This window comes from Flavobacterium ranwuense (genome assembly GCF_004349315.1).
In the GTDB taxonomy this organism is placed as follows: domain Bacteria; phylum Bacteroidota; class Bacteroidia; order Flavobacteriales; family Flavobacteriaceae; genus Flavobacterium; species Flavobacterium ranwuense.
The window spans coordinates 664,043-690,119 of record NZ_SMLH01000001.1 but is presented as its reverse complement, the minus strand read 5'-3'; the positions used below and the strand labels follow the sequence as shown (position 1 = coordinate 690,119).

The following is a 26,077-nucleotide window of genomic DNA, read 5'->3' as shown; positions in this document are numbered from 1 at the left end:
AAAAAAAAGAAAATTGTTAAAGATTGAAGCATTGATTTGTCTATTTTTATAAATAAATCCCTGATTACATGTTTGAAAGCATTATAAATCTATTTTTTCCAAAAGTCTGTTCCGGTTGCAGCTCCTTTTTATTGACCAATGAAAATGTGATTTGTACGGTTTGCAGACATGATATTCCGTTGACGAATCATTATTTAAATTCAGAAAACGATGCTTTCAAAAAGTTTTATGGGCGAATTCCTGTACTTCATACTTCGGCATTATTTTATTTTCATAAAAAAGGAATCGTCCAAGAGCTTATCCATAATTTGAAATATAAAGGACATGAGGAAATAGGAACTGTTCTTGGCGAATGGTACGCCGAAGATTTAAAAACCATCGAATTATTAGAGTCTGTAGATGAAATTATTCCTGTTCCATTGCACCGAAGAAAACTAAAAGAAAGAGGATACAATCAAGTTACCTCTTTTGGAAAAGCACTTTCTTTCAGTTTAAATATCGATTATAATGATTCGCTTTTGATTCGGAATGTGTATTCAAAAACGCAATCCAAGAAAAACTTATTAGGCAGAACGGAAGGAATCGAAAGCACTTTTGATGTTGTGTTTACTGAAAAAGACCACCGCAAACATTTCCTTTTAATTGATGATGTTATTACAACTGGAGCTACATTAGAAGCCTGTTCCCGAGCTTTACTAAAAATTCCCGGGGCAAAAATTAGTATTGTTTGTATGGCGATGGCGCAATCGTAATTTGGAAATTTCAATTCTAAAACTTGCATTTAAAACAGAATGGCAATTTAAAATACAATCGTTTTTCATCCCTGATTACTTCACCTAACTTTTATTCTCATAGGAGTTCAGTGAACTTCGTTTGAAGTGAAAATCCTTTTTATAAGCCTTTTCGGCGAATAAAAAGATTGGAGCGGAAAGCAGGACACGAGCGGAGCGAACTGACGAAGTAAATAGCTCCTGAAAACAAGTCTGTTACAACCCCAAAGAGCACACTATTAATTAATTTAATGAAATTATAACGAAATAGAATTTCCGTTTCCAAAGTTTAATGTTTAAATTTGAATAAAAATATTTATAAATCATTTAAACAATCATATTATGGCTTTTGAATTACCACAATTACCTTATGCGTATGACGCATTAGAACCTTATATTGATGCGCGTACAATGGAAATTCACCATTCTAAACATCACAATGCTTATACTACCAATCTTAATGCAGCTATTGTTGGAACGGATATGGAAGGTAAGACGATTGAAAATATTTTGATTAATCTTGACCTGAAAAATGCTGCTGTTCGTAACAATGGTGGTGGATTTTACAACCACAACTTGTTTTGGACCGTAATGACACCAAACGGTGGCGGACTTCCAACTGGTGATTTACTAGTTGCTATTGAAGCTGCTTTTGGGACTTTTGAAGAGTTTAAAGCAAAATTCAGCAAAGCGGGAATTACCCAATTTGGTTCTGGATGGGCTTGGCTTTGTGTTCATAAAGGTGGAAAAGTAGATGTTTGCGGCACTCCAAACCAAGACAATCCATTAATGCCAGGTGTAGGTTGTGGCGGAACTCCAATTTTAGGAATGGATGTCTGGGAACATGCTTACTATTTGCATTATCAAAACAGAAGACCTGATTATATTGAAGCTTTTTTCAATGTAATTAACTGGACGGAAGTTGCAAGAAGATATGCTTTAGAGAAATAAAAAGAGAGTCAAAATGAAAGAATAAAGACTTCAAAAATTACTGTTGTCTTTTCTCTTATTTCTTTTCTCTTAAAACAAAAAGCGCCGATTTCAAAATTTTGAAATCGGCGCTTTTTGTTTATCTCATTTCTTCACTTTATTCCAATAAAAAAGGTGGAATTTCTTCCACCCTTTTTGCCCCAAATCTACCATAAACTTAACCTACTAATGTTATGGTGATTCAAATTTATATCAGTTCTTGGTTGCCACCAAATAAATTAGACGAACAACTTAGAAAACCGATTAAAACCCCATCATCGGCGATATTAGTATGCTCTGGCATCTTTTCCTTCATAGAAATTCATGAATGCTCGGTTTACCACTCGGTTCCCTCCAGGTGTTGGATAGTCTCCGGTAAAGTACCAGTCTCCTAAATTTTTCGGACAAGCTATATGGAGATCTTCTACCCTTTGAAAAATAATTTTCACTTCAGCTTTTATCTCAGGAGAACTCAACATTTGTGCAATTTTATCTGAAACCTCTTGTGGTTGAAAAGGCGCATATATTGCTGTTACGTAATTTACAACATCAATGTCCTTGAAGTTTTCTTGTGCTTTACATTTCACATACACTTCGTCAACAATATGATATAAGTTTCTTTCTTTAAGCAACTCTAAAGCTGCTTTGAAAGCTACTAAACCTTCTAGTTTTGCCATATCAATTCCGTAACAATCCGGATAGCGTATTTGTGGTGCTGATGAAACTATGACTATTCTTTTTGGATTCAAACGATCCATCATTTTGATAATACTCATTTTCAAAGTTGTACCTCGAACAATACTATCATCTATTATTACCAAATTATCCGTAGGTTTAATAACACCATACGTAACATCATATACGTGGGCTACTAAATCGTCACGACTACTATCCTCTGTAATAAAGGTTCTTAATTTAGCATCTTTAATGGCTACTTTTTCGGTACGGATTTTCACTGAAAGTAATTCCTGTAAAGAATCTTTTGTCAAAGTATCTTTATTTTCCAGAATATAGTTGTTCTTTCTTTGGTTCAAGAAATCTTGCGCTGCTTCAACTAATCCGTAAAATGAAGTCTCTGCCGTATTTGGTATATAAGAAAAAACGGTATTGTCTGTATCTTCGTCTATTGATTTTAAAACGGCAGGCAAAATAAGTTTTCCTAAATTTTTTCTTTCTTGATATATTTCAGCATCACTTCCTCTCGAGAAATAAATTCGCTCAAAAGAACATGCTTTCTTAACCGTTGGCGGAAGAATTTCCTGCATAGAAACAGTCCCATTTTTCTTGATAATTAATGCATTCCCAGGTTCAATTTCCTGAACTTTTTCAAAAGGAACATTAAAAACAGTCTGGATTACCGGTCTTTCAGAAGCCACTACTACTATTTCATCATCTTGATAAAAATAAGCGGGACGGATTCCTGCCGGGTCTCTAAATACGAATGAATCACCATGACCCAGAAGTCCTGCCATAGCATAACCTCCATCTAAATTCTTAGAAGCTCTGGTTAAAATTTTAGCAACATCCAGCTTTTCAGCAATTACTGGCGAAGCTTCTCTTTTTGTTAATCCATTAACTTTACATTCTTGGTACAAATCAGTTACTGCATCATCCAGAAAATGACCAATTTTTTCCATTACTGTAACCGTATCCGCCATTTCTTTTGGATGCTGACCTAGTTCAACTAAACTTTGAAAAAGTTCTTTGACATTGGTCATATTAAAATTTCCTGCCAAAATCAAGTTTCTGTGCATCCAATTGTTCTGACGTAAAAAAGGATGAACACTCTCAATACTGTTTTTACCAAAAGTTCCATAACGAACGTGTCCTAAAAACAGCTCCCCTAAATATGGGATTTTCTGTTTTTGAAGTGCTACATCATCCGCATATTCTGGATGAGAAGCCATTTCCTCATTTATTCTGTCGTTTATTTGAGCAAAAACATCTTGAATAGGTTGAGCATGATTAGATCGAACTCTACTGATGTAACGTTCTCCCGGCTCCACATCTAGTTTTATGCTTGCAAAACCTGCTCCGTCTTGCCCGCGATTGTGCTGCTTTTCCATAAGAAGATACATTTTTTGTATTCCGTAGAAAGCAGTTCCGTATTTCTCTTTATAAAATTCAAGCGGTTTGAGTAGTCTAATTAAGGCTATACCACACTCGTGTTTTAAAGCATCACTCATTGTAAGGTTGTTTGTGTTGTTGTGTTATTCTAAAAAATATATTGAACTGATCTAAAAAATCAACAAATCAGATGTAATTCCCTGCTAATTTTATTTAACAAAAAAACCTCGTTTCCGAGGTTTCAGTGCATTATAATTCTATGTCGAACTGTGTCAGTGATTTGAATTGTTTCAATCTGGACACTACTTCCTCTTTATCTAAATTAACCATTCTTTCTGTTCCAAATTTTTCCACACTAAATGAAGCTAAATTAGAACCATAAATAACGGCATTTTTCATGTTCTCAAAAGAGATGTTTTCACTCTGCGTTATAAATCCTGCAAATCCACCAGCAAAAGTATCTCCTGCCCCAGTTGGATCAAAAACTTCTTCTAATGGCAATGCTGGCGCAAAAAACACTTCTTTTTTATGAAACAAAAGCGCTCCGTGCTCTCCTTTTTTTATCACCACATATTCTGGTCCCATTTTACGAATTTTCGCAGCTGCTTTTACCAAAGAATATTCTCCGGAAAGCTGTCTTGCTTCTTCATCATTAATAGTGATTACATCTATACGTTTCATTACGTCAAGCAATTCTGGTAAAGCACAATCCATCCAAAAATTCATAGTGTCTAAAACCACTAATTTTGGTTTGCTTTCCATTTGGTCCAAAACACTACTTTGTACCAATGGATGTAGGTTACCTAACATCACTACATCAGCATTTTTAAAATTTTGAGGTACTTTTGGTTGAAAATCACCCAAAACATTAAGTTCTGTTGCCAATGTATCTCTTGAATTCAAATCATTATGGTAAAGTCCGCTCCAAAAAAACGTTTTTCCGCCTTTTACTATTTCAAGTCCCGAGATATCAATATTTCTTGCTGTCAATAAATCTAAATATTCTTGTGGAAAATCATCGCCAACTACAGAAACTATGGCAGATTGTAAATTAAAAAAAGAAGCCGAAAGCCCTATATAAGGTGCGGCTCCGCCTAAAATTTTATCTGTTTTGCCAAAAGGCGTTTCTATGGCATCAAAAGCAACGCTTCCAACAATCAATAATTTATTCATTTTATCAGTTTCGAATTAAGGCGCAAAGATAGCTTATAAGTTGTAAAGTTGCAATGCCTCACAATCGTAAAATTTTCACAATTTATCACACTGAAAAACAGTTATTTACAACAATTTTTCTTCTTCTTTCTCGTAAAAAGCATCGACTGAAAGTTGCTTTTGCATCGAAGCCATAACGGCTAATTCATCACATCTTTCGTTTTGGACATGATTATTATGTCCTTTGATCCATTTGAAATCAACTTGGTGCTTTCTATACACCACCAAAAAACGTTTCCACAAGTCGGAATTTTTCCTGTCAACAAATCCTTTTTTTTCCCAGCCTAAAATCCATTTTTTCACAACTGAATCTACCACATACTTAGAATCCGAAACTACTAAAACACTAGTGTTCGGATTTTTTAATTTTTCGAGACCTACAATTACCCCCAGCAATTCCATCCTATTATTGGTAGTACGACGAAAACCTTCATAGAATTCTTTCTTATACGGCTTTCCTACCCATTCCATTACTACCCCATACCCCCCGTTCCCAGGGTTTCCCTTGGCAGCACCATCCGTATATATGTGTACTTCGTGTTCCATTTTAGATTTTTAGACTTGGTGATCTTTTAGATTGTTAGATTTTTTGTGAGGATATAGTAACTTTTCTAAGAAGCCTGATATTCTAATTTTCTAACAATCTCTCAATTATTTCTGGGAAATACTTTTGTTCTAATTCATGTATTTTACCAGCAACTTCTTCTGGAGTTTCATCTCCCGATAAAGCTATCTTTTTTTGAAAAATAATATTCCCTTCATCATAATTTTCATCAACAAAATGAATTGTAATTCCAGTTTCCACCTCTTTATTGCCAACAATTGCTCTATGGATATACATACCATACATTCCTTTTCCGCCGTATTTTGGCAGTAATGCCGGATGAATGTTTATGATCTTATTAGGATAGACTGCAATGATATTTTCGGGAAATTTTAATAAAAATCCTGCCAAAACAATCAAATCTGGTTGAATTTCATTTATTTTTTGTAATACAATACCTTCAATCAGTTCTTCTTTTGAGAAAATTATAGCTGGAACTCCATAGTTTTTTGCCCTTTCAATCACTAGAGCACTTTGATTATTTGTAAACACCGCTTCGATCGTTCCAATTTTTGTTTTCGCAAAATACTTTATGATATTTTCAGCATTAGTCCCCGATCCAGAAGCAAAAATCACAATTTTTTTCATAACCTATCCTATTTTAATTGCACAAAAAAAGGCATAAAAAATGAAAATAAATAACATTGCGACAGCTTTGTTAAAATAAATTTCATAAATTAGATGTCACATTTATTAACTAAATAGTTGTTTTAAAATAAAGTTTTTTATTTTTGCCAACAAATTAAATTCTAAAATTAAAGATTATGTCAGACATTGCATCAAGAGTAAAAGCGATTATCGTAGACAAATTAGGTGTTGACGAAAACGAAGTTGTAACAGAAGCAAGCTTCACTAATGATTTAGGAGCTGACTCATTAGACACTGTTGAGCTTATTATGGAATTCGAAAAAGAATTTGACATTCAAATTCCAGATGATCAAGCAGAAAACATCGCTACTGTAGGTCAAGCAATCTCTTATATCGAGGAAGCTAAAAAATAATAAATTATACACCCGTTTGCAATCCTGTAAACGGGTGTTATTATTTTTTAAAAATTAAATTCGAGATTGAATTTCAATCAAAACTATATTTATTGTAATACCCATGGCTCTTTCGTAATAGTAATACAGTAAAGAAAGCATGGGTTTTATTTGTTTAAAGATAACAAAAATAGAATTTATGGTATTAAGACGAGTTGTTGTAACAGGTTTAGGCGCTCTTACACCCATTGGAAATAACATTGAAGAGTATTGGAACGGACTTATTAACGGCGTTAGTGGAGCTGCTCCAATCACTTATTTTGACGCTTCAAAATTTAAAACTCAATTTGCATGCGAATTGAAAAATTTTAATGCTGAAGATTTCTTAGACAGAAAAGAGGCTAGAAAAATGGACCGCTATGCACAATACGCAATGGTGTCATCAGACGAAGCAGTAAATGATGCCGGATTCAATCTGGAAACATTAGATAAAGACAGAGCCGGTGTTATTTGGGGTTCAGGAATTGGTGGATTGGAGACCTTTCAAATCGAAATGTTGAATTTTGCAGCAGGCGATGGAACTCCTAAATTCAACCCATTCTTTATTCCAAAAATGATTTCAGATATTGCCTGTGGTCATATTTCTATAAAATACGGATTTAGAGGACCAAACTTCGCTACTGTTTCTGCTTGCGCATCTTCTACAAATGCTATTATTGATGCTTTCAATTACATCAGATTAGGCCATGCAGATGTTATGGTAACAGGTGGATCTGAAGCGGCTGTGACTATAGCAGGTATGGGGGGATTTAACGCCATGCATGCTTTATCAACAAGAAATGACGATCCAAAAACAGCTTCCAGACCTATGGATAAAGACCGTGATGGATTTGTTTTAGGAGAAGGAGCCGGAGCTTTAATTCTTGAAGAATACGAACATGCTATTGCTCGTGGAGCAAAAATATATTGCGAGATTGGCGGTGGCGGTATGTCAGCAGATGCGCATCATATAACCGCTCCACATCCTGATGGATTGGGTGCCAAAAACGTAATGTTGAACTGCTTGAGAGACGCTGGTTTGAAACCAACCGACGTTGACGGAGTAAACATGCACGGAACTTCAACGCCTCTTGGAGATATGGCAGAATCTAAAGCTATACTTCATGTTTTTGGCGAACACGCTTACACAATGAATCTAAATTCAACAAAATCCATGACTGGTCATTTACTTGGCGCAGCAGGAGCTGTTGAAACAATTTCTTCTATTCTTTCCATGAAACATGGAATAGTACCACCTACAATAAATCATTTTACAAATGATGAAAGCATTGATTCTAAATTAAATTTTACTTTCAACAAAGCTCAGAAAAGAGAAATGAATGTTGTTATGAGTAATACTTTTGGTTTTGGCGGTCACAATGCTTGTGTATTGGTAAAAAAATTAGAAATCTAATAATTATATATGCGTATAATCAGGAAAATATTTTCAAAATCCCGTTCTCCAGAAGACGGGATTTTTTTTGATTCTATTCAAAAAATCTTAGGTTTTGATCCAATAAACTTAGATTATTATAAGAAAGCCTTCACACATCGTTCCTCAAATCGTCTGGATATTTTAGGAAACCCTATCAATTACGAACGATTGGAATTTTTGGGTGACGCCATGTTAAGCTCGGTAATTGCAGCACATTTATTCAGTAAAGCACCCGCTGGAGACGAAGGTTATCTTACTAAAATGCGTTCAAAGATTGTAAGTAGAGAACATTTGAACGAATTAGGGAAAGACCTAAATTTAGTACAATATATAGAAAGCAAAGTGCCGATACAGCATTTTGGAGAAAACATACATGGCAATATCTTTGAATCACTCGTAGGAGCAATTTATCTTGATAGAGGCTATGTATATTGTGAAAAATTCATACAAAAAAGAGTTATAATTCCTTACGTAGATATCGCAAGACTCGAAGGAAAAGTAATTAGCTATAAAAGTTTGGTAATAGAATGGTGCCAAAAAGAAAAGAAAATATTTCATTATGATATTTTCGAAGATAACGCCATTGACGGGCAACGTTTATTTGGCGTAAAACTTAGTATTGATGACAAAGTGATTGCAAGAGCAAGAGCAACTTCAAAAAAGAAAGCGGAAGAAAAAGCATCCCAACGTGCTTATTTTGCATTTCAAGAAAAAATGGACAGAAAATAATATCAATTTTCATAAAACTATAACGTTTTCGTTCATAAATTAACGAAAACATCTTATTCTGAGAGGTCTATACTTCGTTAGAAATACTATATTTACATCTTATTTTTTCATAAAATGGCTATTCATAAATTGGATCTTGGCGAATTTGACGAAATAGATTACGATCTCATCGCAATTCATACTTCATTAGAGGACTATAGATTGGCTTATTTTATTAATCAAAAGCTGCCTATAAATTTGAGTAAAAGCAAAAATGAAATTCAAATTAATATAAAAGAAGGCGAGACCTATTTTTCGAGATTTTATTATAATGATCCCGAAAAAGACGTCTCTTGGGATTTGATTCAAAATAAAAATGAGGTTACCCAATACAAAAAAGAGAATACTCAAAATCTATTTTCAAATGTAACAATGGAAGTTTCAACCAAAGTATTTTTACTTCCGGAATTTAAAAAAGTAGATTACTTTTTAAAAATAGAAAACAACGACGATACCATGAATGTATCCAAAATACAGATCCTATTAAATACCATAGATAACGTATCCACAGTTTATACGGTAGATACAAATCAAATAAAATCAAAAAACAATTTAATTTTTTAATACAAATGCTCACAAACAAAAAAACAAAAATTGTAGCCACACTTGGGCCCGCATGTAGTACAAGAGAAATCATAAAAGACATGATTGATGCCGGTGTAAATGTGTTTAGAGTGAATTTCTCTCATGCTGATTACAATGATGTAAAAGAAAAAATTAATATCATACGAGGCCTTAATGAAGAATTTGGCTATACAACTGCAATCCTGGGTGATTTACAAGGACCAAAACTTCGAGTAGGAGTTATGGAAGAAGGTGTAATAGTTCATGATGGTGATTTAATTACATTTACCACCGCCGAAGACATTCTTGGAACTGCAAAGAAAGTATTCATGAAATACCAAAACTTTCCAAATGATGTAAACCCTGGAGAAAGAATTTTGCTTGATGATGGAAAACTTATCTTTGAAATTGTTGAAACGGATAAAAAAACAGAAGTTTTAGCAAAAGTGATTCAAGGTGGTGAATTGAAATCTAAAAAAGGAGTAAATCTTCCTAATACAAAAATTTCTCTTCCCGCTATGACCGAAAAAGATATAGCAGATGCTATTTTTGCTATTGGACAAAACGTTGATTGGATTGCATTATCTTTTGTAAAAACACCACAAGACTTACAGGAATTACAGGAATTAATAGCCAAACATTCGGATTATAAAATTCCAATTATTGCCAAAATAGAAATGCCGGAAGCATTAGAAAATATTGACAAAATTGTTGCTTATTGTGATGGTTTGATGGTCGCTCGTGGAGATTTAGGAGTTGAACTTCCAGCACATGAAGTTCCTCTAGTTCAAAAAGAATTGATTCGCAGAGCTAAAACTGCCAGAATTCCAGTAATTGTTGCCACTCAAATGATGGAAACAATGATTACTAGCTTGACACCAACACGTGCAGAGGTGAACGATGTTGCCAACTCGGTTATGGACGGTGCAGATGCAGTAATGCTTTCTGGAGAAACGGCTACCGGTAACTATCCGGTTCAGGTAATTCAAAAAATGACACAAATTATTGAAGCAGTGGAAGATTCTCCGCTAATTCAAGTACCACAAAACACGCCACAGATTAAAACAAAACGTTTTATCACTAAAACAATTTGTCATCACGCCGCAACTATGGCTAATGTTATCAAAGCTAAAGCCATCTGTACCTTGACAAATAGTGGCTATACTGCTTTCCAGATTTCGGCATGGAGACCTAACGCGCATATTTTAGTTTTTACTTCAAATAAAAGAATCCTTACCCAATTGAGTTTATTATGGGGGGTAAAATCGTTCTTGTATGACAAAAGAGTAAGCACCGATGATACTGTGACTGATATAAATGATATCGTTAAAGAAAAAGGGTATGTTGCCAAAGGAGATTTTGTTATTAATTTAGCCGCAATGCCAATAAAAGAAAAAGGAATGGTTAATACCTTGAGAGTTTCTGAAATAGAATAGTTTAAAAATCACTTACATACTTATCCGTCTTGTCTCGTTTTTAAAACGAAATAAGACGGATTATTTTTATGCATCAATCAATGTAATATGATTTTCCTTTTAAAAAATTTTAAGACTATTTAAACAATCATCTGCAAAATAAAATTTATATTTGAACAACAAATAACCCTACAAACTATGAATTTCAATTCTAAAAATCCATTTTTAAACAACAAAACTTTTTCTACTGCAGTTTCAAAAAATGATGAAGTACATCAAGCTATCCTTATTGATTATAACGACGAGATGACTTTGTCTGGCACCATCAATAAAAGTCTAATCTTGTTTTTACTTCTTACAGCTTCTGCAACAGTAATCTGGTGGTTGACTTTTAACGGAATGAATCCGATGGTTCCAGCAATTGGCGGTGCTATTGTGGGATTAGTTTTAGTGCTTATTTCTGCTTTCAAACCACAATACTCTCCCTATTTAGCACCAGGCTATGCCTTGTTCGAAGGTTTGTTTATTGGTGGAATTTCGGCAATATTTGAAGCTATGTATCCCGGAATCGTAATTCAGGCGGTTGGTGCAACTTTTGTAACGTTTATGGTTTGTCTGGGATTGTATAAATATAAAATCGTAAAAGTAACAGAGCAATTCAAATCGGTTGTTGTGGCTGCTACACTTGCAATTGCAACCTATTACCTTATATCTTGGGTGTTTTCAATGTTTACGAGTTTTGTTCCCGTGCATTATGGAAACTCAATAATGAGCATTGGAATCAGCATTTTTGTTATTGTAATTGCTGCTTTAAATTTATTTTTAGATTTTGACCGAATAGAAAAAGGAGCTGAACAAAAAATGCCAAAATACATGGAATGGTATGGCGCAATGGGATTAATGATTACACTGGTTTGGTTGTATATTGAATTTCTAAGATTACTTTCTAAATTGAACAATAAAAATTAAAATCATCATAAAAAAATTATAAAAGAGAAAACCTTTCCAAATTGGAAAGGTTTTCTCTTTTAAGCCGCTTTCTCAAAAGCTATGTAGTGGCTTAATTGCCCTTTTGTATTGAAGACTGGAAATCCTTTTATCTTACATCCATAAACATCTCCGTTTTTTTTATAATTCACAATTGTTTTTTCAAAAGGTTCTTGAACTAGTATTGCACTACGGATTTCGTTCAAAATTGTCAAATCGGTTGCTGCACCTTGAAAAATATTAGGGCTTTTACCTAGAACTTCTGCTTCCACATAACCATTCATTTTTATCATATTATGCGAAGCAAAAACGATGTTTAATTTAGTATCTGTTACAATTATGACTTCTTCTTGTTGTCTTGTTTTTAAATCCCAATTATTACGAATCCATTTATTTTGGGAAGCAAGAGCATCCAGTTTATTTAAATCCACAAAGAGATTTTTTATTAAACCTAAAAAATCATTATGGAAATCCCAAGAAGAAACAGGAACTGTTTTTACGCTTAAACTACTGTGATACTTAGCAATTGCCTCTTCATATTGTCTAAAATTGCTCATGCCTTTTTATGTTAAAAAACCAAATATAATTTTATTTATAAAAATAAAACAACATATTTCAGACTTTAACCATTGTTGAACGAGTGAATTAGTTCTTCAAAAATCGAATTTCAACTGCACGACGACAAACTTCTTCTCTTCTGTATTTAAATTACTGAGTGAAATTCCAAGTAATCGAACAGAATCCTTCATGCGTTCTTGATACAACAACTCCTTTACAATTTCTAAAATTAATCCTTTATCTGAAATAAAATAAGGCAATGTTTTACTTCGGGTCTGTTGTGTAAAGTCGCTGTATTTTATTTTTAAAGTGATTGTTTTACCGGCTACATTGTATCTTTTTAATCTTTTTTCCAATGCATTGGCAATGACCTCCAACTTCTCAATCATAAAAATTTCTGAAGAAAGATTAACATCAAAAGTATGTTCGGCAGCAACTGATTTTGTAATTCGGTCTGATTTCACTTCGCTGTTATGAATTCCTCTTACAACATTGTAATAAAAGTTTCCCGATTTCCCGAAATGTTTCTCTAGAAATTCTAATGTTTTGCTTTTCAACTCCACTCCCGTAAAAATTCCCAGTTGGTACATTTTTTCAGTGGTTACTTTTCCAACGCCATAAAATTTCCGAATAGGTAATTCTTCCAAAAATGAAATAACTTCATCCGGATTCACCGTTTTTTGACCATTGGGTTTGTTGTAATCACTGGCAATTTTAGCCACAAACTTATTCACTGATATTCCTGCCGAAGCCGTCAAACCCACTTCGTTGAAAATACGCTGTCTAATTTCCTGTGCCAATAACGTAGCGCTTGGATTTCCTTTTTTATTATTGGTGACATCTAAATAGGCTTCATCAAGTGATAAAGGCTCTACTAAGTCCGTATATTCATAAAAAATCTTTTGGATTTTACTCGAAATTTCCTTGTATCTGTCAAAACGAGGTCTTACAAAAATCAGTTCCGGGCAATTTTTTTTGGCCATAACCCCACTAATAGCGCTTCGAACTCCAAATTTTCTAGCTTCATAACTTGCCGCAGCAACAACACCTCGGTTTTCTGATCCGCCAACAGCAATAGGTTTCCCACGCAACAATGGATTGTCCATTTGCTCCACAGAAGCATAGAAAGCATCCATGTCAACGTGTATGATTTTTCTATTTGGAATTAATTCCTGCATCTAAACTGATTGAATATCCAATACTATTTCCTAATGATTTATTAGCGCTAAAAATTATTTTTGATCTTCCACGTGCAAATAATTTTCTACAACTACTGATTTATCTTTCTTTTCCGTTGGAAAAAAGAAACTAATGGGTCTCGACTTGAAATGATTCCAAATGGAAACCGCAACAAATCGCAATTCGAATAATGAGATGGCTCTCGAACGAAATGCAAGTCCTAGTGAAAGGCTAAAACTTACTATAAAGTTAACCAATCCTATAATACCAATCCCAAAAATACCCCAGAATAACATGGAGTTGTTTACTGCATAATTAGCACCGTATAACGCCAAAGCGAGATTTCCACTTCCAAAAGTGATGTGTCGAATATCAAGATTCAATCCTAAGAACAAGCCGATAGATGCTGTACTTCCCATGAATATTCCAAACCAGAAATTTGAAATAATCCCAGCCCATCTTTTTCTATATAACTTGGCTAATTTAACCGTTCTGTCTTTCCCAAAACTCCTTTTCAGCAAAGGGTGTTCTGTAATTCGAAAATACACTTGGTTGTGTTTGTCCCTGTTCGCAATACTTCCTGAGATAATTCCTGACAAAAACAAAAAGACTCCGGCAATAGCAGCATGAAGTATGGCTAAAGAATGAATCGGACTCAAATCAATAAGTAGTCCTTCCCATTTAGTTGCAGCAATATTATACTGCAACGTATAATCAATACCCCAGATTCCAAGTAATGAAACTGGAAAAGCCATGATTACATTCCCCACAAAAGCGATAAACTGAGAACGAAATACACGTGCAAAAAGAATAGCAAAAGCTTTATACTTTTCGGAATCTTTTCCTTTTTTTATGACACCTTCCTCCAATGCTTTTATCAAAGCTGAAGCTGTCATTGCGGGTTGTTTTGTAGCAAGAGTAAAACCTAAAAGATAAATAGCAATAAATCCAATGGCATAATTCATACTGTAAAGAAAAGCATGCCCAAAAAAACTGGTATCAGCTTTAGAAAGCAAGACTTTAATGACACACAAAATCCCCACAATAAATCCTCCTCCTAAAGCAGTTCTAAACATTTTGAAATACTCCTTTCGGCTTTCAGTAATATAATGTTCGCCGGTTTTAGCTGTGTGTTGCGTTATTTCATAAGAAATGAGCTGGGTGCTTTCTCCAATAAATTTCCTAACATTGTTTTTGTAGCAATTGTATTTAATCAAGTGCAAAACCAAAGTAATTCCGTTATTTCTTTTATCACTTCCTTTTTCTATAATCAATAATGAAATTAAAAATTTAAGTCGCACTAATTGCTGTCTAATTTTTAATAAATTCTGATTTACACGAAGTGAAATTCCGTATTTTGAACTGTTGTGAAATGCTTTCTCTACAAAATCTTCGCATTGTTTGTGCAAAACTAACAGCTGGGCATAGGACAAATCATCGGGTTTAATAAAATGATTTTCAGAATTTCTGATTCGGTCTTCAATCAGGAATAATTCCTTTTCAAAGGCTGTAAAAGGACTTTCGTAATCATCAAATTCCGGCACCATTTTGACAACATCGGTTTCCAAGGCACGACCACTAATGCGTTGCGTAATTAAATCCATTGCAACTAATAATTCCGACAAAACTGAATTAGGTGCTACACTTTCATAAATTGATTTGAATTTTAAAAGCCTGTATAATTCTTCCAATTGATTGGATGGAATTTTGTTAATCCAAATCGTATCATTGGCCAAATAGAAAACCTGATTAAGAACATATTCTAATGTGTCTTTTTGAGGCTGGTATGGCAAAAATTTAGCGAATATTCTTTTTTTGACTTCAAAAATAAAATCTACATCTTGCAGAATAGCTGCGTCAGAAAGTATTTTGTTGAATTTTTTATCTTTTACTATTTCTTTGAGATATATTGAGAATTGTTCTCTGCAAGAATCATTTTCATTGAAAAAAGAAATGATTTCCTGTAAATCAACCGTTTCCAGATTTTTAATTTTCAAAGGTCTAATCAGCCTAATCAATTCAATTAAGGGTTCTAAGTTATCGTCTGTTTTACGCCAAAATTGATTTTCCCCAAAAAACTTGATTAATAGTGTTGCGGGTGTTGGTTTAGATTTTACTTTAAAAATTGACATATTTGAATTCATTCGGTTTTGTAAAAATACAAATCGACGCCATAACTTCCATTAACTTATTCATAAAATAACTGTTATACTGTTTGAACATAGAATTTACTGGATTATGTTGTTATTATTTTGTCATTTCGACGAAAGAGAAATCTCATTAGTTGCTCTATTTGTGTGATTTTTCCTTCATCGAAATGACAAATAGACGCTGTTTTATTCCATTAAAAAGAAAGCTTAAATGGTATAAGTCCGAAAAATAGAAATATTTGATACCTTTGAGTTTCTGGATTAGCCCAGATAGAAGTGGAAATCTTAGATTGAAAAAAACTATTTTTTCTTTTTAAAAAAGAGCGACCCAAGAAGCTCCTTTTTTAAAAATAGAAAAAAAGTTTTATGATTGAGAAATTGAAACGAATAGCTGGACAAGAGCGATGCAAACTAAAGAAGTAAATAGCTCCAAAATATTTATAAAAAATGATTGAAATAGAGAGAAAATTTTTGGTCACAGACGATTCGTTCAAGAAAGAAGCTTTCGCTCAAAACCATATTGCACAAGGGTATTTGAGTTCCGTTCCAGAACGTACGGTACGCGTACGCATAAAAGGCGACAAAGGATATTTGACTATAAAAGGGATTTCAAATAATTCCGGTATGTCCCGTTTTGAGTGGGAAAAAGAAATTCCTGTTGCTGAAGCAAAGGAATTATTATTGTTGTGCGAAAAAGGTGTTATTGACAAAAACCGTTTTGAGATAAAACAAGGCAATCATATTTATGAGGTTGATGAATTTTATGGTGAAAACGAAGGATTAATTGTCGCCGAAATTGAGCTTGATTCTGAAATGGAAACTTTTGAAAAACCAAGTTGGCTAGGTGAAGAAGTGACAAATAGCAACCGTTATTACAATGCTTATTTAAGCACTAATCCTTACAAAAACTGGTAATTTAATTTAATATTGACATTGTTACTTTCATTCCACCACTGCTTTTATTGGAGGCAATATCCATAAATGCGCGTTTTGAAAGATCAATTTCTCTAGATTTAACAAATGGTCCTCTATCAGTAATTTCCACAATCACGGACTTCCCATTTTTCTCATTAGTCACCTTTACTTTTGTACCAAAAGGCAGTTTTTTGTGTGCTGCAGTATATTTATTATTATCGAATCTACTGCCACTTGTAGTCCGTCTTCCATTAAATTTATCTGCATAATAAGATGCGTGCGCCTCCTTTTTATAGATTTTGAATTTTCCTAATGAAGTTATTAAAGAATCAATTTTCATTTCTTGCAATTCAATTGTTACTTTACCTTTCTTAAGCGTATCTTTTTGTGTTGCAGCTTTTTGTTTTTCTGAGATTGAACTTTGACTGTTCACTAAGCTAATAATTGCAAGTAAAAAAAATAATGTTATTGATTTTTTCATAAATATTGTAATAGTTAAATCTACTTTACAAAAACCATACCTAGATAAAAAAAGCTCTATTTCTAGAGCTTTAATTGATTTTTAAAACCAAATTTTCCATGGAATCCTACTCAAAATAAGTAGTAATCCTAAACCATAAAAGATAGAAAAGGTTTTGAATTTTGATTCACTAGCTATTAATTTTTTATGTTTTGACCAACCTATAGTGATTAAAACAATTGCAATAATATTTATTAAAGGATGCTCTAAAGCCAGCAATCTGCTCTCGGTTGTTAATCCACCCATTCCAACAGCTTTTATCATTTTTAATCCATTAGGAGACCCGAAATATAAAATTAACCCAACTAACAATTGAGTATGTATTGCTATTAATGCAAACAAAGCAATTTTCCTGTCTTTTGAAGTAAAATCTTTTTTAGAAGACATCCCAATGAAGGAATTAACAACTGCGATTACTAATACTAAAAGTGCTAAATAAGCCCATCCTGAATGGAATTTTTGAATAAATTCGTACATATAACTTGTTTTTGTTTTAACAAATATAAGAAAAAAAGGCATAAAAAAACCCTCATTCCAATTGAAATGAGGGTTGCAATATTTTTAGCTAAACTTAGTTGAACGTATAACGAACACCCGTTTGCATTTGCCATCTAGATGAGTTTAAACCTACATCATCAGCTTGGTTAATACTGTTTGCTACAGCTGGATTATAACTAAATGTTGGAGTTGTGTTATCCGCTAAGAATCCAACTTGTTGAAGTAATTGTACTTGGTCAAAATTTGTAAAATATCTTTTTCCCCAATTTTTATTCAAAAGGTTTGTGAAATTAAAAATATCCGCAGTAAATTCAAGTGTATGCTTCTTTTTACCTACATTGATAGTAAATTCTTGAGCGAATTTTAAATCTACAACATGGCTTGTTTTTAAACGGTCACCATTACGCTCAGCATAACCCCCTTTTCTACCTCTTAAGTACTCATTACCTTCTATAAAAGTACTTAAAGCATCCCATTGTTGTTGTGGAGTTAAAGTATTTGCAGAAGTGGAAACAAGTCTAATCTCACTTTGTGCAGCAGGAACATAAATCAATGCTGAATTAGAGAATGTGTCTTGTAATAAACGACCAGAATCATTATAAACATAACTGATTGGAGTTCCTTGAGCACCTTCGTAAAATACACCAATTCTAGATTTAGTGAATTTATTCCATTTGAATGTTGCATTACCATTAGAGATAATTCTTCTTCCTTGATCAAAATCAGATCTTGAAAGCGCTAAATAATTCGCACCATTAACAGTTTCTGTATTATTCCATTGTGAACTGTTTTGAGAAGAAGTCGCATCCATTAAAACAGTTGATTTACCGTAAGAATAAGTTCCAGAAATATTAGCATCAATGAAATCAGATCTGAAATTTTTAGTCAATGTAAAAGCAAGATTGTAAGCTGTACCTTCATCTGTATTAGAAGCTAAATAAATTCCTAAATAAGAAGGATCTACTCTGCTGTTTCCATTATAACGAGGTCTTGTATCAGCCCCTGTTAAAGCGCTTGAAGCAGCTTTGATATTCAAATTTTCATAAATGATTGCACTAATATTATCATTATAAGTAATTTCAGATGTCAAAACAAAACCTAATGGTAATTTTTGATCAACTGCAAAACTTGCTTTGAATACTTGAGGCAATTTGAAATTTTTTGCAAACAAATCAACATTTCCTCCTGTACGTCCTGAGCCTGGACGTGGATATGATGCAGGAAGCGGTGCAATTTGACTAGCAACACTTGGATTTGGGTTAAACAAAGGCATTCCTGTAGGACTTGTTATTGAAATGGCACCTTGAGAAACACCATTGTTATTATAAGTCCCTCCTGGCCAAACTAAAGGCAATCTAGAAGTAAATATACCTAATCCACCTCTAAACTGAGTAGATTTTTTTCCGTTAAGATCGTAATTGAAGCCGAAACGTGGTGCAAAATGTGTATAATTTGCAATACCTTCTCCTACTCTTGCTCCTTTTAAATTTTTACCAGCCGCTTGTAACAAACCAATTGTTCTGTTATTAAAGTCATTATTCCCTAATCCATCTTCCCAAACAGGAATATCTACTCTAATACCATAAGAAACTTTAAGATTACTGTTCAGTTTCATATCATTTTGAATGTAGAATCCGAATTGTTTAGTCCCAAATTCAGCTGCGCCTTGAGAATCATCACCCTCACCACCAATTAAAGAATAGTTTAATTGGAATCTATTCGGTTTTGCATTGTTTAAGAAATCGTTTAAAGTAGCGTATCTGTAAGATCCAAAATTATTTCCAAAGAAAACATTTCTTGATTTTGAAAATTCATTATGAGTCCCAATAGTTATTTTACTCATTCCAGCATTAATTTCAAAATTATCTGAAATAGTCAATGTTTTTTGATCCAAAAGATTTGCTGTAGAAAATCCCTCTGCTCCAAAGAAAATACTTTGATTCGCACCATCAAAAATCTGAACCGTTGGGAAAGGACTTCCTGATGCATCTCTATCATCGATTACACTAGTGTAAGCAACAACTAAATTATTTGAAAATTTATTCCCAAATCTTGAGTTTAATTCTAAAGCTGTAGAATTAGTTGTAGAATTGAATAACTGGCTACCGTTTATAAAACTTATTGCAGTTGCAGAAGATCTACTTGGCGAAAAATTCTCCGCTTTTACATAACTGTGTTTCAAAGATAATTTATGATTATCATTGATATTCCAATCTATCTTACCAATCAACTTATCACTTACAAGAGTTCTTACATTGTTTTCAAAAGAACCTGGATCATATCCATAAGTAGCAAGTTTAGTTCTTAATTCTCCCAATCTGCTTCCAGACAATCCTGTATAAGTTGATAAATCAAATGGCTGTGGAGTTTCATTATCTTGTCTCTCATAATTAACAAAATAAAATAATTTATCTTCAATTAAAGCTCCACCTGCACGAACACCATAAGTTTGAGCAGAAAAATCAGCTAATTTTTTTCTTCCATTTGTTCCCGCTAATGAAGGAGGTGTTTTTCCTGCCAAATTTTCATCTCTATTAAAGAAATAAGCTGAACCTTCAAAATTATTAGTTCCTGATTTAGTAATCGCGCTAATTGCTCCACCAGCAAAACCAGATAGTTTTACATCATAAGGAGCAACACTTACTTGAAATTGCTCAATTGCATCAATAGAGATAGGACTTACTCCTGTTTGACCTCCATTAGTTCCATTAGCAGCTAATCCAAAAACGTCATTACTTACAGCGCCATCAATGTAAATAGCATTGAATCTGTTGTTTTGACCTCCGATAGATAAAACATCATCACCTCTTAATTGAGCTTGTGGTGTTAGTCTGGCAAAATCTGAAATATTTCTAGATAAAGAAGGCAATGCTTTAATTTTATCTGAATTAATTACTGTTTGAGCTCCAGTTCTTTGTGAATTAAAAGTATTATCTCTTGAAGTTCTAACTACAACTTCTTGTAATTCATTTGATTCTTCTTGCAAGACCACTTTAAAATCTTTTGAATCCCCTAACTGAAGATAAACATCACTATCTTCAAAAGTTTTAAATCCAACAAAAGTAATTACAATTTTGTATGGACCTCCAACTCTCATGTTAGATATTCTGAAGTTACCCGTGCCATCTGTAGATGCAGTATATCGAGTACCTGATGGAGTGTGTGTCGCAAGAATTGATGCCCCAGGTAAGGTTTGAGAATCCTTATCATAAACATTACCACTAATGGAAGAGGTTGTGTTACCCTGTGCATAAACTCCAGGATTGGCGAACATTATTACAACTAGAATTAAAAATAATTTTAATAATTTTTTCATTTTGTTTAGTTTATTAATATTTGGCAAAAATATAACATTTTTTACTTAAAAAGTTAACATAACGTTAAGAATGGCACATTTTTAAGTAGGATTTTTATCTTAAAAATGATTTATTTTATTTTTTTGTTAAAAAAATACATAATTACTATTCATGCATAGTATTTTCATCTTATTAATCAAAAAAATCATGACATAACTGAATCAAAAATATCCTACTAATTCTAAAAAAAAATCATTTAATCCCCTAAATGACAAAACCTTGGCTTAAAAAAGTCAAGGTTTTGTCATTTAGAATATCTATTAAGAATAAAAAAACTTATTTATGCTGCAAAAAATGATTCAATAAAAAGGTTGTAGAACTGTCATGATTTTTGACTGTCTTTGTGTTAATCTCCTCCAAAATAGAATTCGCCAATTGTTTTCCTAATTCTACACCCCATTGATCAAAACTAAAAATATTCCAGATAATTCCTTGCACAAAAATCTTGTGTTCATACAAAGCGATCAAAGAACCCAAGGTTTTTGGAGTTAATTTCTGAATTAAAATAGTATTAGTAGGCTTATTACCCGTGAAAACTTTAAACGGTAAAAGAAACTTAGCTTTCTCTTCTGAAACACCTTGTTTGTCGAATTCAGCCTGAACTTGTTCTCCAGATTTTCCATGCATTAACGCTTCCGTTTGCGCAAAGAAGTTAGACATTAGTTTATCATGATGATCATTATCTCCATACAAAGGAGTAACAAAACCAATAAAATCTGCAGGAATCAATTTTGTCCCTTGATGAATTAACTGAAAAAATGCATGTTGTGCATTAGTTCCTGGCTCTCCCCAAATAATAGTTCCTGTTTGATAGTCTACCGGCTTCCCATCACGACCTATACTTTTACCGTTACTTTCCATAGTCCCTTGTTGTAAATAAGGAGCTAATTTTTGCAAATATTGCGTGTAAGGAATTAAGGCTTCGCTTTCGGCACCAAAAAAATTATTGTACCAAATACTCAATAAAGCCAATGTTACCGGCATATTTTTATCGAAATCAGCAATTTTGAAATGTTCGTCCATTTCATTCGCCCCTTCTAACAATTCATCAAAATTATCGTATCCAACGGCTAAACTTATTGTAAGTCCAACGGCACTCCACAAAGAGAATCTTCCGCCAACCCAATCCCACATAGGAAATACATTATCCGGGTTTATCCCAAACTCTGTTACTTTTTGGATATTGGTGGAAACCGCAACAAAATGCTTGGCCACATCTTCTTGAGTAGCTGATTCTAAGAACCATTTTCTGATAGTTTCAGAATTGGTCAATGTTTCTTGTGTTGTAAATGTTTTAGAAACAATTACAAAAAGCGTAGTTTCCGGATTTAGTTTTTTTATAATCTCATTTACATGATCGCCGTCCACATTTGAAACAAAATGAACATTTAAATGATTTTTATAAAATTGTAATGCCTCAACCGCCATAGCAGGTCCTAAATCAGAACCTCCAATACCTATATTGACAACATCCGTGAAAGGTTTTCCCGTGTAACCAGTTCTTTCACCTGAAGTAACCTGATTCGTGAATGTTCTTATTTTGCTTTTTACTTCATAAATTTCAGAAACCACATTATCTCCATCAACATTTATAACTGCTGATTCTTTGGCTCGCAATGCGGTATGAAGTACAGCTCTGTTTTCCGTTTGATTGATTATTTCGCCATCAAAATAGTCTTTAATGGCACCTTTAAGGCCTACTTCTTCTGCTAATTCCAATAACAACTGAAGTGTTTCTTGATTGATAATGTTTTTTGAATAGTCAATTAAAAAATCATTCCATTTCAAATTGAATTTTTCAGTTCTGGTTGCGTCCAATTGAAATAATTCTTGCATCGAAGCTTTTTGCATTTCGTTGTAATGCATCTCAAGTTTCTTCCAAGCGTTCGTTTCTGTTGGGTTTATAGTATTTAGAGCCATTTATAGGTAGTTTGTAGTATTATTTAAATTCTGGCAAAAATACTGAAATTAGTTTTAACGCTAAATGAGTTTTGAATTATATAACAATTTAGCAGGAAAAACACTAAATAGTAGTTACCATATAATCACACTAATTTTTTCTATTTATTCGCCAAATAATCTTTTTAGTCAATTTAAACTATCGAATTATAAATTGGCAACACTATCCAATTCAAACTTTAACGGAGTAATCGTTTTAATGTATCGGTCTTTATTTCTTCCGCTCATCGGCTCACCGCTAGGCAATTTAAGTCTTAGTGCATCCACTTGTTTACCGTTTTTCCAAAATCGATAACAAACGTGCGGCCCAGTTGCCAAACCTGTACTTCCTACTAAACCGATAACCTGTCCCTGACTGACACGTTGCCCCCGTCTTACCAATATTTTAGACATGTGCAAATATTGCGTTGAGTAGGTTCCGTTGTGTTTTACTTTTACAAAATTCCCGTTTCCGGCCGTAAAACCACTTTGCTCCACAACTCCGCCAGCCGTTGTAGTAATAGGCGTACCGCGTGGCGCCGCATAATCCGTTCCTTTGTGCGCTTTCCATCTGTGTTGAACAGGATGAAATCGACTAGTTGAAAATCGAGAGGATATTCTACTGAATTTTATTGGAGATTTAAGAAAGAAATTTTTTAACGTTTTTCCATCTTCATCGTAATATTCTATTTTATCTGAGTCCGGATTTTGAGCAAAAGGAAATGCGTAAATAATTTTTCCTTTGTATTCAAAAAAGGATGCTTCCAGTTCTTCCACTCCATCATAAACAGTATCATTTATGAATCGCTCCGTAAAAGTTATCGCAAAACGATCTCCTTTTTTGAGTTTCATAAAATCAATGGAATAAGCATAAATTTTAGAAATTTTACTTGCCAATGCCCCTTCAATCTTGGCATTACCTAAAGTCTCAGACAATGATTCTTTCAAAACCCCGCCAATGGTGCGTCGCTTAATGGTTATGGGTTTTGTTTTTTTATAAACAACAATAGCGGTATCACGTAAATCGACTACATAATAGTTTAGTGCGTCCGGCTGATATATAAAAACCTGTAAATCATTCTTCTTGTTTTTTGACCGAAGCATTGTAAAAGGTTTATTTATCCTGATGGCTCTCACATCAAAAGTGTCTTTTACTTTAGCGACAATATCATATATTTCTCGCTCTCCAATATTTTGCTCTTCTAGTAAAGTCCCAAAAGTGTCTCCTTTTTTTATAGTATCCTGAATAACATTAAAATCAGAATATTTAAACCCAAACTCTATCTTTTTAACTGCTGGTTTTATAATTTCTTTTTCTATAATTTCATCTGATTTATTACAAGAAATCAAAGAAAATAATACTATAATTGCTAATAATATTTGTTTCAAACTATGTTTTTTTATTCAAATTATTTTTCTTCTCCCCAATGCGCTAGTTCCTCTGCCGACCATAATTCCGGAAAAAATATCCTGCGTTGGTATTTTGGATGCATGTATTTTTTCCAGTCACTTCCACCCGTCGCTTCACCATCCCCTTTACCGCTCTGGTCAATATATTTCTTTGCCGTATTCAAATGCTGCATTACCCAAGTGATATTCACCGTATGATCATAATGACGCATCGCTACTATTAACTCTGGATTTTTTTGATCTAAATCTGGAAGCTGTTTGAATTTTTGCCAAATATTTATGGTATTGTATTCTTCCATATGATTTAGGAACGTCTTCTTATATTTTTTTTCAAACTCCTCCAGTAAAAAAGATTTCTTACCGGTATGATAATCTTTTCCGGCCGCTTGCCAATACAAATGCTCTAAGGCAAATTCATAAGGCGTATTTCTATCTATTGAATCTCTATAACGGTGATCGATAAGATTTATTAGGTCAGTGGAAGAAAATTCTATTAAACGGTATTGCGCGCTTTGAAACCCACTGGCAGGAGTTAGCGTATTTCTAAATTTCATGTATTGATCCACTTCCATTCCATTTTCCATAATACCGAAAGAAGTTGTCAGCATATCAAAATACCGACTTATTCTCATTAATCTTTCAGTAAAAAAATCAGTTTTGATATTTTTACAATAAGAAATTTGATGCATTTCCCAAAGTATCATCTTAAATATCAATTCATTAACCTGGTGATACATGATAAAAACCATTTCATCAGGAAGTGTTGTTCTTTGAATTTGAAGACCCAATAATGCATCCGTTTGAATATAATCCCAATACGTAATTGGTTTTGACCATAACAATCCTTCCAGCTGTGTCTCTGTTTTTTGATTTATTGCTTGGTATTTAATTTCAATTTCTTTTAAAATCGCTTCTGAACTATCAATGTTATTCATTATTTATTTGTTTTAAAAGGATTTTTCAATCCTCTATATGCATCTATATCTGCTTTTATTGAACCTACTGCCAAGTTGGCTTTTATTCTGATTGGTAATTTATTATCGTCATCTGAAATCCAAACGGTAAGACTTTCTTGTTCTTTAAAAACACGCCCTGATTGTACTAAAGGTCTAAACACCATTGTTGATACCACACCAAATTTAGTCGTGATATTTTCACGACCTATAAACTTGAGTTTAAACTTTGTGGTTTCATCATCAAAAAACATATCAATCGCAACTGACTCTCCTATTTTTAGCTTATCAATTCCTGGATAATTTCTTAGATAATAGAAGGTAGACAAAATGTCCTGTGTGTTTTTAGGAACGTAAAGCGTCTTCTCTGTTTTATGTTTGTAATCTTTGACAAGAACTCTATTTGTAGATTGATTAAAAAAGCCTTCTTGATTTTTAGTGTAGCCCCCTTCATTAATTTTTCGGACAAACTGGTATGGATTTCTGGTATCCTTGTCAATATAGCTTTCGTATAAATCGTCTACTTTAAAGAAAAATCGAGACATTCCGGTAGTATATCCTCTACCTACAACATGAAACGTCTTTTTGTCATTCACGGTAGCGTCTTTTACTTCCAGTGTGGCATAGCCGGCATTGACTATCCCATAATGAATTCGAAATTTGAACCATTCTCCCACGTCATAAGCATCCTCTTTTGGAGAATCAAAACTTACGGTCATTACCAACACAAAGAATAGTATTATTTTTTTCATCATTACTTTATTAGTCAATTCAGTGACTCTAATAACAA

The 26,077-nt window shown here is 33.4% G+C and carries 23 protein-coding genes; 9 read left to right on the top strand and 14 right to left on the bottom strand.

Annotated features, from left to right (window positions below):
• Positions 1 to 68: 68 nt before the first annotated feature.
• Positions 69 to 752: a ComF family protein gene (locus E0I61_RS03015; protein WP_132069312.1), complete on the top strand. Its 684-nt coding sequence runs from the start codon at positions 69 to 71 to the stop codon at positions 750 to 752.
• Positions 753 to 1,112: 360 nt separating this feature from the next.
• Positions 1,113 to 1,721, top strand: coding sequence for a superoxide dismutase (locus E0I61_RS03010; RefSeq protein ID WP_132069310.1), 609 nt, complete (start codon positions 1,113 to 1,115; stop codon positions 1,719 to 1,721).
• Between the two features lie 305 nt (positions 1,722 to 2,026).
• Here E0I61_RS03010 and E0I61_RS03005 read toward each other — a convergent pair whose 3' ends face one another.
• From E0I61_RS03005 to purN, 4 genes are all read right to left on the bottom strand, one after another.
• Positions 2,027 to 3,925, bottom strand: coding sequence for an amidophosphoribosyltransferase (locus tag E0I61_RS03005; protein ID WP_131990514.1), 1,899 nt, complete (start codon positions 3,923 to 3,925; stop codon positions 2,027 to 2,029).
• Positions 3,926 to 4,055: 130 nt separating this feature from the next.
• Entirely contained in the window at positions 4,056 to 4,979 is a 924-nt protein-coding gene (locus E0I61_RS03000; protein ID WP_131990516.1) for a PfkB family carbohydrate kinase, read from the bottom strand.
• A gap of 105 nt (positions 4,980 to 5,084) precedes the next feature.
• Positions 5,085 to 5,564, bottom strand: a complete 480-nt coding sequence (gene rnhA, locus E0I61_RS02995) for a ribonuclease HI (RefSeq protein ID WP_131990518.1) — start codon at positions 5,562 to 5,564, stop codon at positions 5,085 to 5,087.
• Positions 5,565 to 5,646: 82 nt separating this feature from the next.
• Positions 5,647 to 6,210, bottom strand: coding sequence for a phosphoribosylglycinamide formyltransferase (gene purN, locus E0I61_RS02990; protein ID WP_131990520.1), 564 nt, complete (start codon positions 6,208 to 6,210; stop codon positions 5,647 to 5,649).
• A gap of 176 nt (positions 6,211 to 6,386) precedes the next feature.
• Between purN and E0I61_RS02985 the strand changes: the two genes are divergently transcribed.
• The 6 genes from E0I61_RS02985 (at position 6,387) to E0I61_RS02960 (ending at position 11,792) form a co-directional block, all read left to right on the top strand.
• On the top strand, positions 6,387 to 6,623 hold the full coding sequence (locus E0I61_RS02985; RefSeq protein ID WP_007137004.1) for an acyl carrier protein: 237 nt from the start codon (positions 6,387 to 6,389) through the stop codon (positions 6,621 to 6,623).
• Between the two features lie 178 nt (positions 6,624 to 6,801).
• Positions 6,802 to 8,055: a beta-ketoacyl-ACP synthase II gene (gene fabF, locus E0I61_RS02980; RefSeq protein WP_132069308.1), complete on the top strand. Its 1,254-nt coding sequence runs from the start codon at positions 6,802 to 6,804 to the stop codon at positions 8,053 to 8,055.
• A gap of 9 nt (positions 8,056 to 8,064) precedes the next feature.
• Positions 8,065 to 8,805, top strand: a complete 741-nt coding sequence (locus tag E0I61_RS02975; RefSeq protein ID WP_131990524.1) for a ribonuclease III family protein — start codon at positions 8,065 to 8,067, stop codon at positions 8,803 to 8,805.
• Positions 8,806 to 8,919: 114 nt separating this feature from the next.
• Positions 8,920 to 9,408, top strand: coding sequence for an IPExxxVDY family protein (locus E0I61_RS02970; RefSeq protein ID WP_132069306.1), 489 nt, complete (start codon positions 8,920 to 8,922; stop codon positions 9,406 to 9,408).
• Between the two features lie 5 nt (positions 9,409 to 9,413).
• Entirely contained in the window at positions 9,414 to 10,844 is a 1,431-nt protein-coding gene (pyk, locus tag E0I61_RS02965; RefSeq protein WP_132069304.1) for a pyruvate kinase, read from the top strand.
• Positions 10,845 to 11,021: 177 nt separating this feature from the next.
• On the top strand, positions 11,022 to 11,792 hold the full coding sequence (locus E0I61_RS02960) for a Bax inhibitor-1/YccA family protein (RefSeq protein WP_131990530.1): 771 nt from the start codon (positions 11,022 to 11,024) through the stop codon (positions 11,790 to 11,792).
• 59 nt (positions 11,793 to 11,851) lie between these two features.
• Here the strand turns inward: E0I61_RS02960 and E0I61_RS02955 are convergent, their stop codons facing one another.
• From E0I61_RS02955 to E0I61_RS02945, 3 genes are all read right to left on the bottom strand, one after another.
• Positions 11,852 to 12,367 carry a PAS domain-containing protein gene (locus E0I61_RS02955; protein WP_132069302.1) on the bottom strand — a complete coding sequence of 172 codons (516 nt, stop codon included), beginning with the start codon at positions 12,365 to 12,367 and terminating at the stop codon, positions 11,852 to 11,854.
• Between the two features lie 96 nt (positions 12,368 to 12,463).
• The gene (gene dinB / locus E0I61_RS02950; protein WP_132069300.1) at positions 12,464 to 13,546 is read right to left on the bottom strand and encodes a DNA polymerase IV; all 1,083 of its coding nucleotides are present in this window, start codon (positions 13,544 to 13,546) and stop codon (positions 12,464 to 12,466) included.
• A gap of 54 nt (positions 13,547 to 13,600) precedes the next feature.
• Positions 13,601 to 15,679, bottom strand: coding sequence for a recombinase (locus E0I61_RS02945; protein WP_132069298.1), 2,079 nt, complete (start codon positions 15,677 to 15,679; stop codon positions 13,601 to 13,603).
• Positions 15,680 to 16,144: 465 nt separating this feature from the next.
• On the opposite strand from E0I61_RS02945, the gene E0I61_RS02940 reads away from it, so the two are divergent.
• Positions 16,145 to 16,612 carry a CYTH domain-containing protein gene (locus E0I61_RS02940; RefSeq protein WP_132069296.1) on the top strand — a complete coding sequence of 156 codons (468 nt, stop codon included), beginning with the start codon at positions 16,145 to 16,147 and terminating at the stop codon, positions 16,610 to 16,612.
• A 1-nt stretch (position 16,613) separates the two neighbouring features.
• On the opposite strand, the gene E0I61_RS02935 is transcribed toward E0I61_RS02940, so the two are convergent.
• The 7 genes from E0I61_RS02935 to E0I61_RS02905 all read right to left on the bottom strand — a co-directional run bounded on the left by E0I61_RS02935 (position 16,614) and on the right by E0I61_RS02905 (position 26,039).
• Positions 16,614 to 17,093: a septal ring lytic transglycosylase RlpA family protein gene (locus E0I61_RS02935; protein WP_132069294.1), complete on the bottom strand. Its 480-nt coding sequence runs from the start codon at positions 17,091 to 17,093 to the stop codon at positions 16,614 to 16,616.
• Between the two features lie 81 nt (positions 17,094 to 17,174).
• Positions 17,175 to 17,609, bottom strand: coding sequence for a hypothetical protein (locus E0I61_RS02930; RefSeq protein ID WP_132069292.1), 435 nt, complete (start codon positions 17,607 to 17,609; stop codon positions 17,175 to 17,177).
• Between the two features lie 94 nt (positions 17,610 to 17,703).
• On the bottom strand, positions 17,704 to 20,946 hold the full coding sequence (locus E0I61_RS02925) for a TonB-dependent receptor (RefSeq protein WP_131990542.1): 3,243 nt from the start codon (positions 20,944 to 20,946) through the stop codon (positions 17,704 to 17,706).
• A gap of 316 nt (positions 20,947 to 21,262) precedes the next feature.
• Positions 21,263 to 22,906, bottom strand: a complete 1,644-nt coding sequence (gene pgi, locus E0I61_RS02920) for a glucose-6-phosphate isomerase (RefSeq protein WP_132069290.1) — start codon at positions 22,904 to 22,906, stop codon at positions 21,263 to 21,265.
• Positions 22,907 to 23,092: 186 nt separating this feature from the next.
• Positions 23,093 to 24,313 carry a M23 family metallopeptidase gene (locus E0I61_RS02915; protein WP_132069288.1) on the bottom strand — a complete coding sequence of 407 codons (1,221 nt, stop codon included), beginning with the start codon at positions 24,311 to 24,313 and terminating at the stop codon, positions 23,093 to 23,095.
• Between the two features lie 20 nt (positions 24,314 to 24,333).
• The gene (locus tag E0I61_RS02910) at positions 24,334 to 25,269 is read right to left on the bottom strand and encodes a tryptophan 2,3-dioxygenase family protein (RefSeq protein ID WP_131990548.1); all 936 of its coding nucleotides are present in this window, start codon (positions 25,267 to 25,269) and stop codon (positions 24,334 to 24,336) included.
• A complete protein-coding gene (locus E0I61_RS02905; protein WP_131990550.1) occupies positions 25,269 to 26,039 on the bottom strand; it encodes a DUF3108 domain-containing protein in 771 nt (256 codons plus the stop codon). The genes E0I61_RS02910 and E0I61_RS02905 overlap by 1 nt, the downstream gene beginning before the upstream one ends.
• Between the last annotated feature and the right edge of the window lie 38 nt (positions 26,040 to 26,077).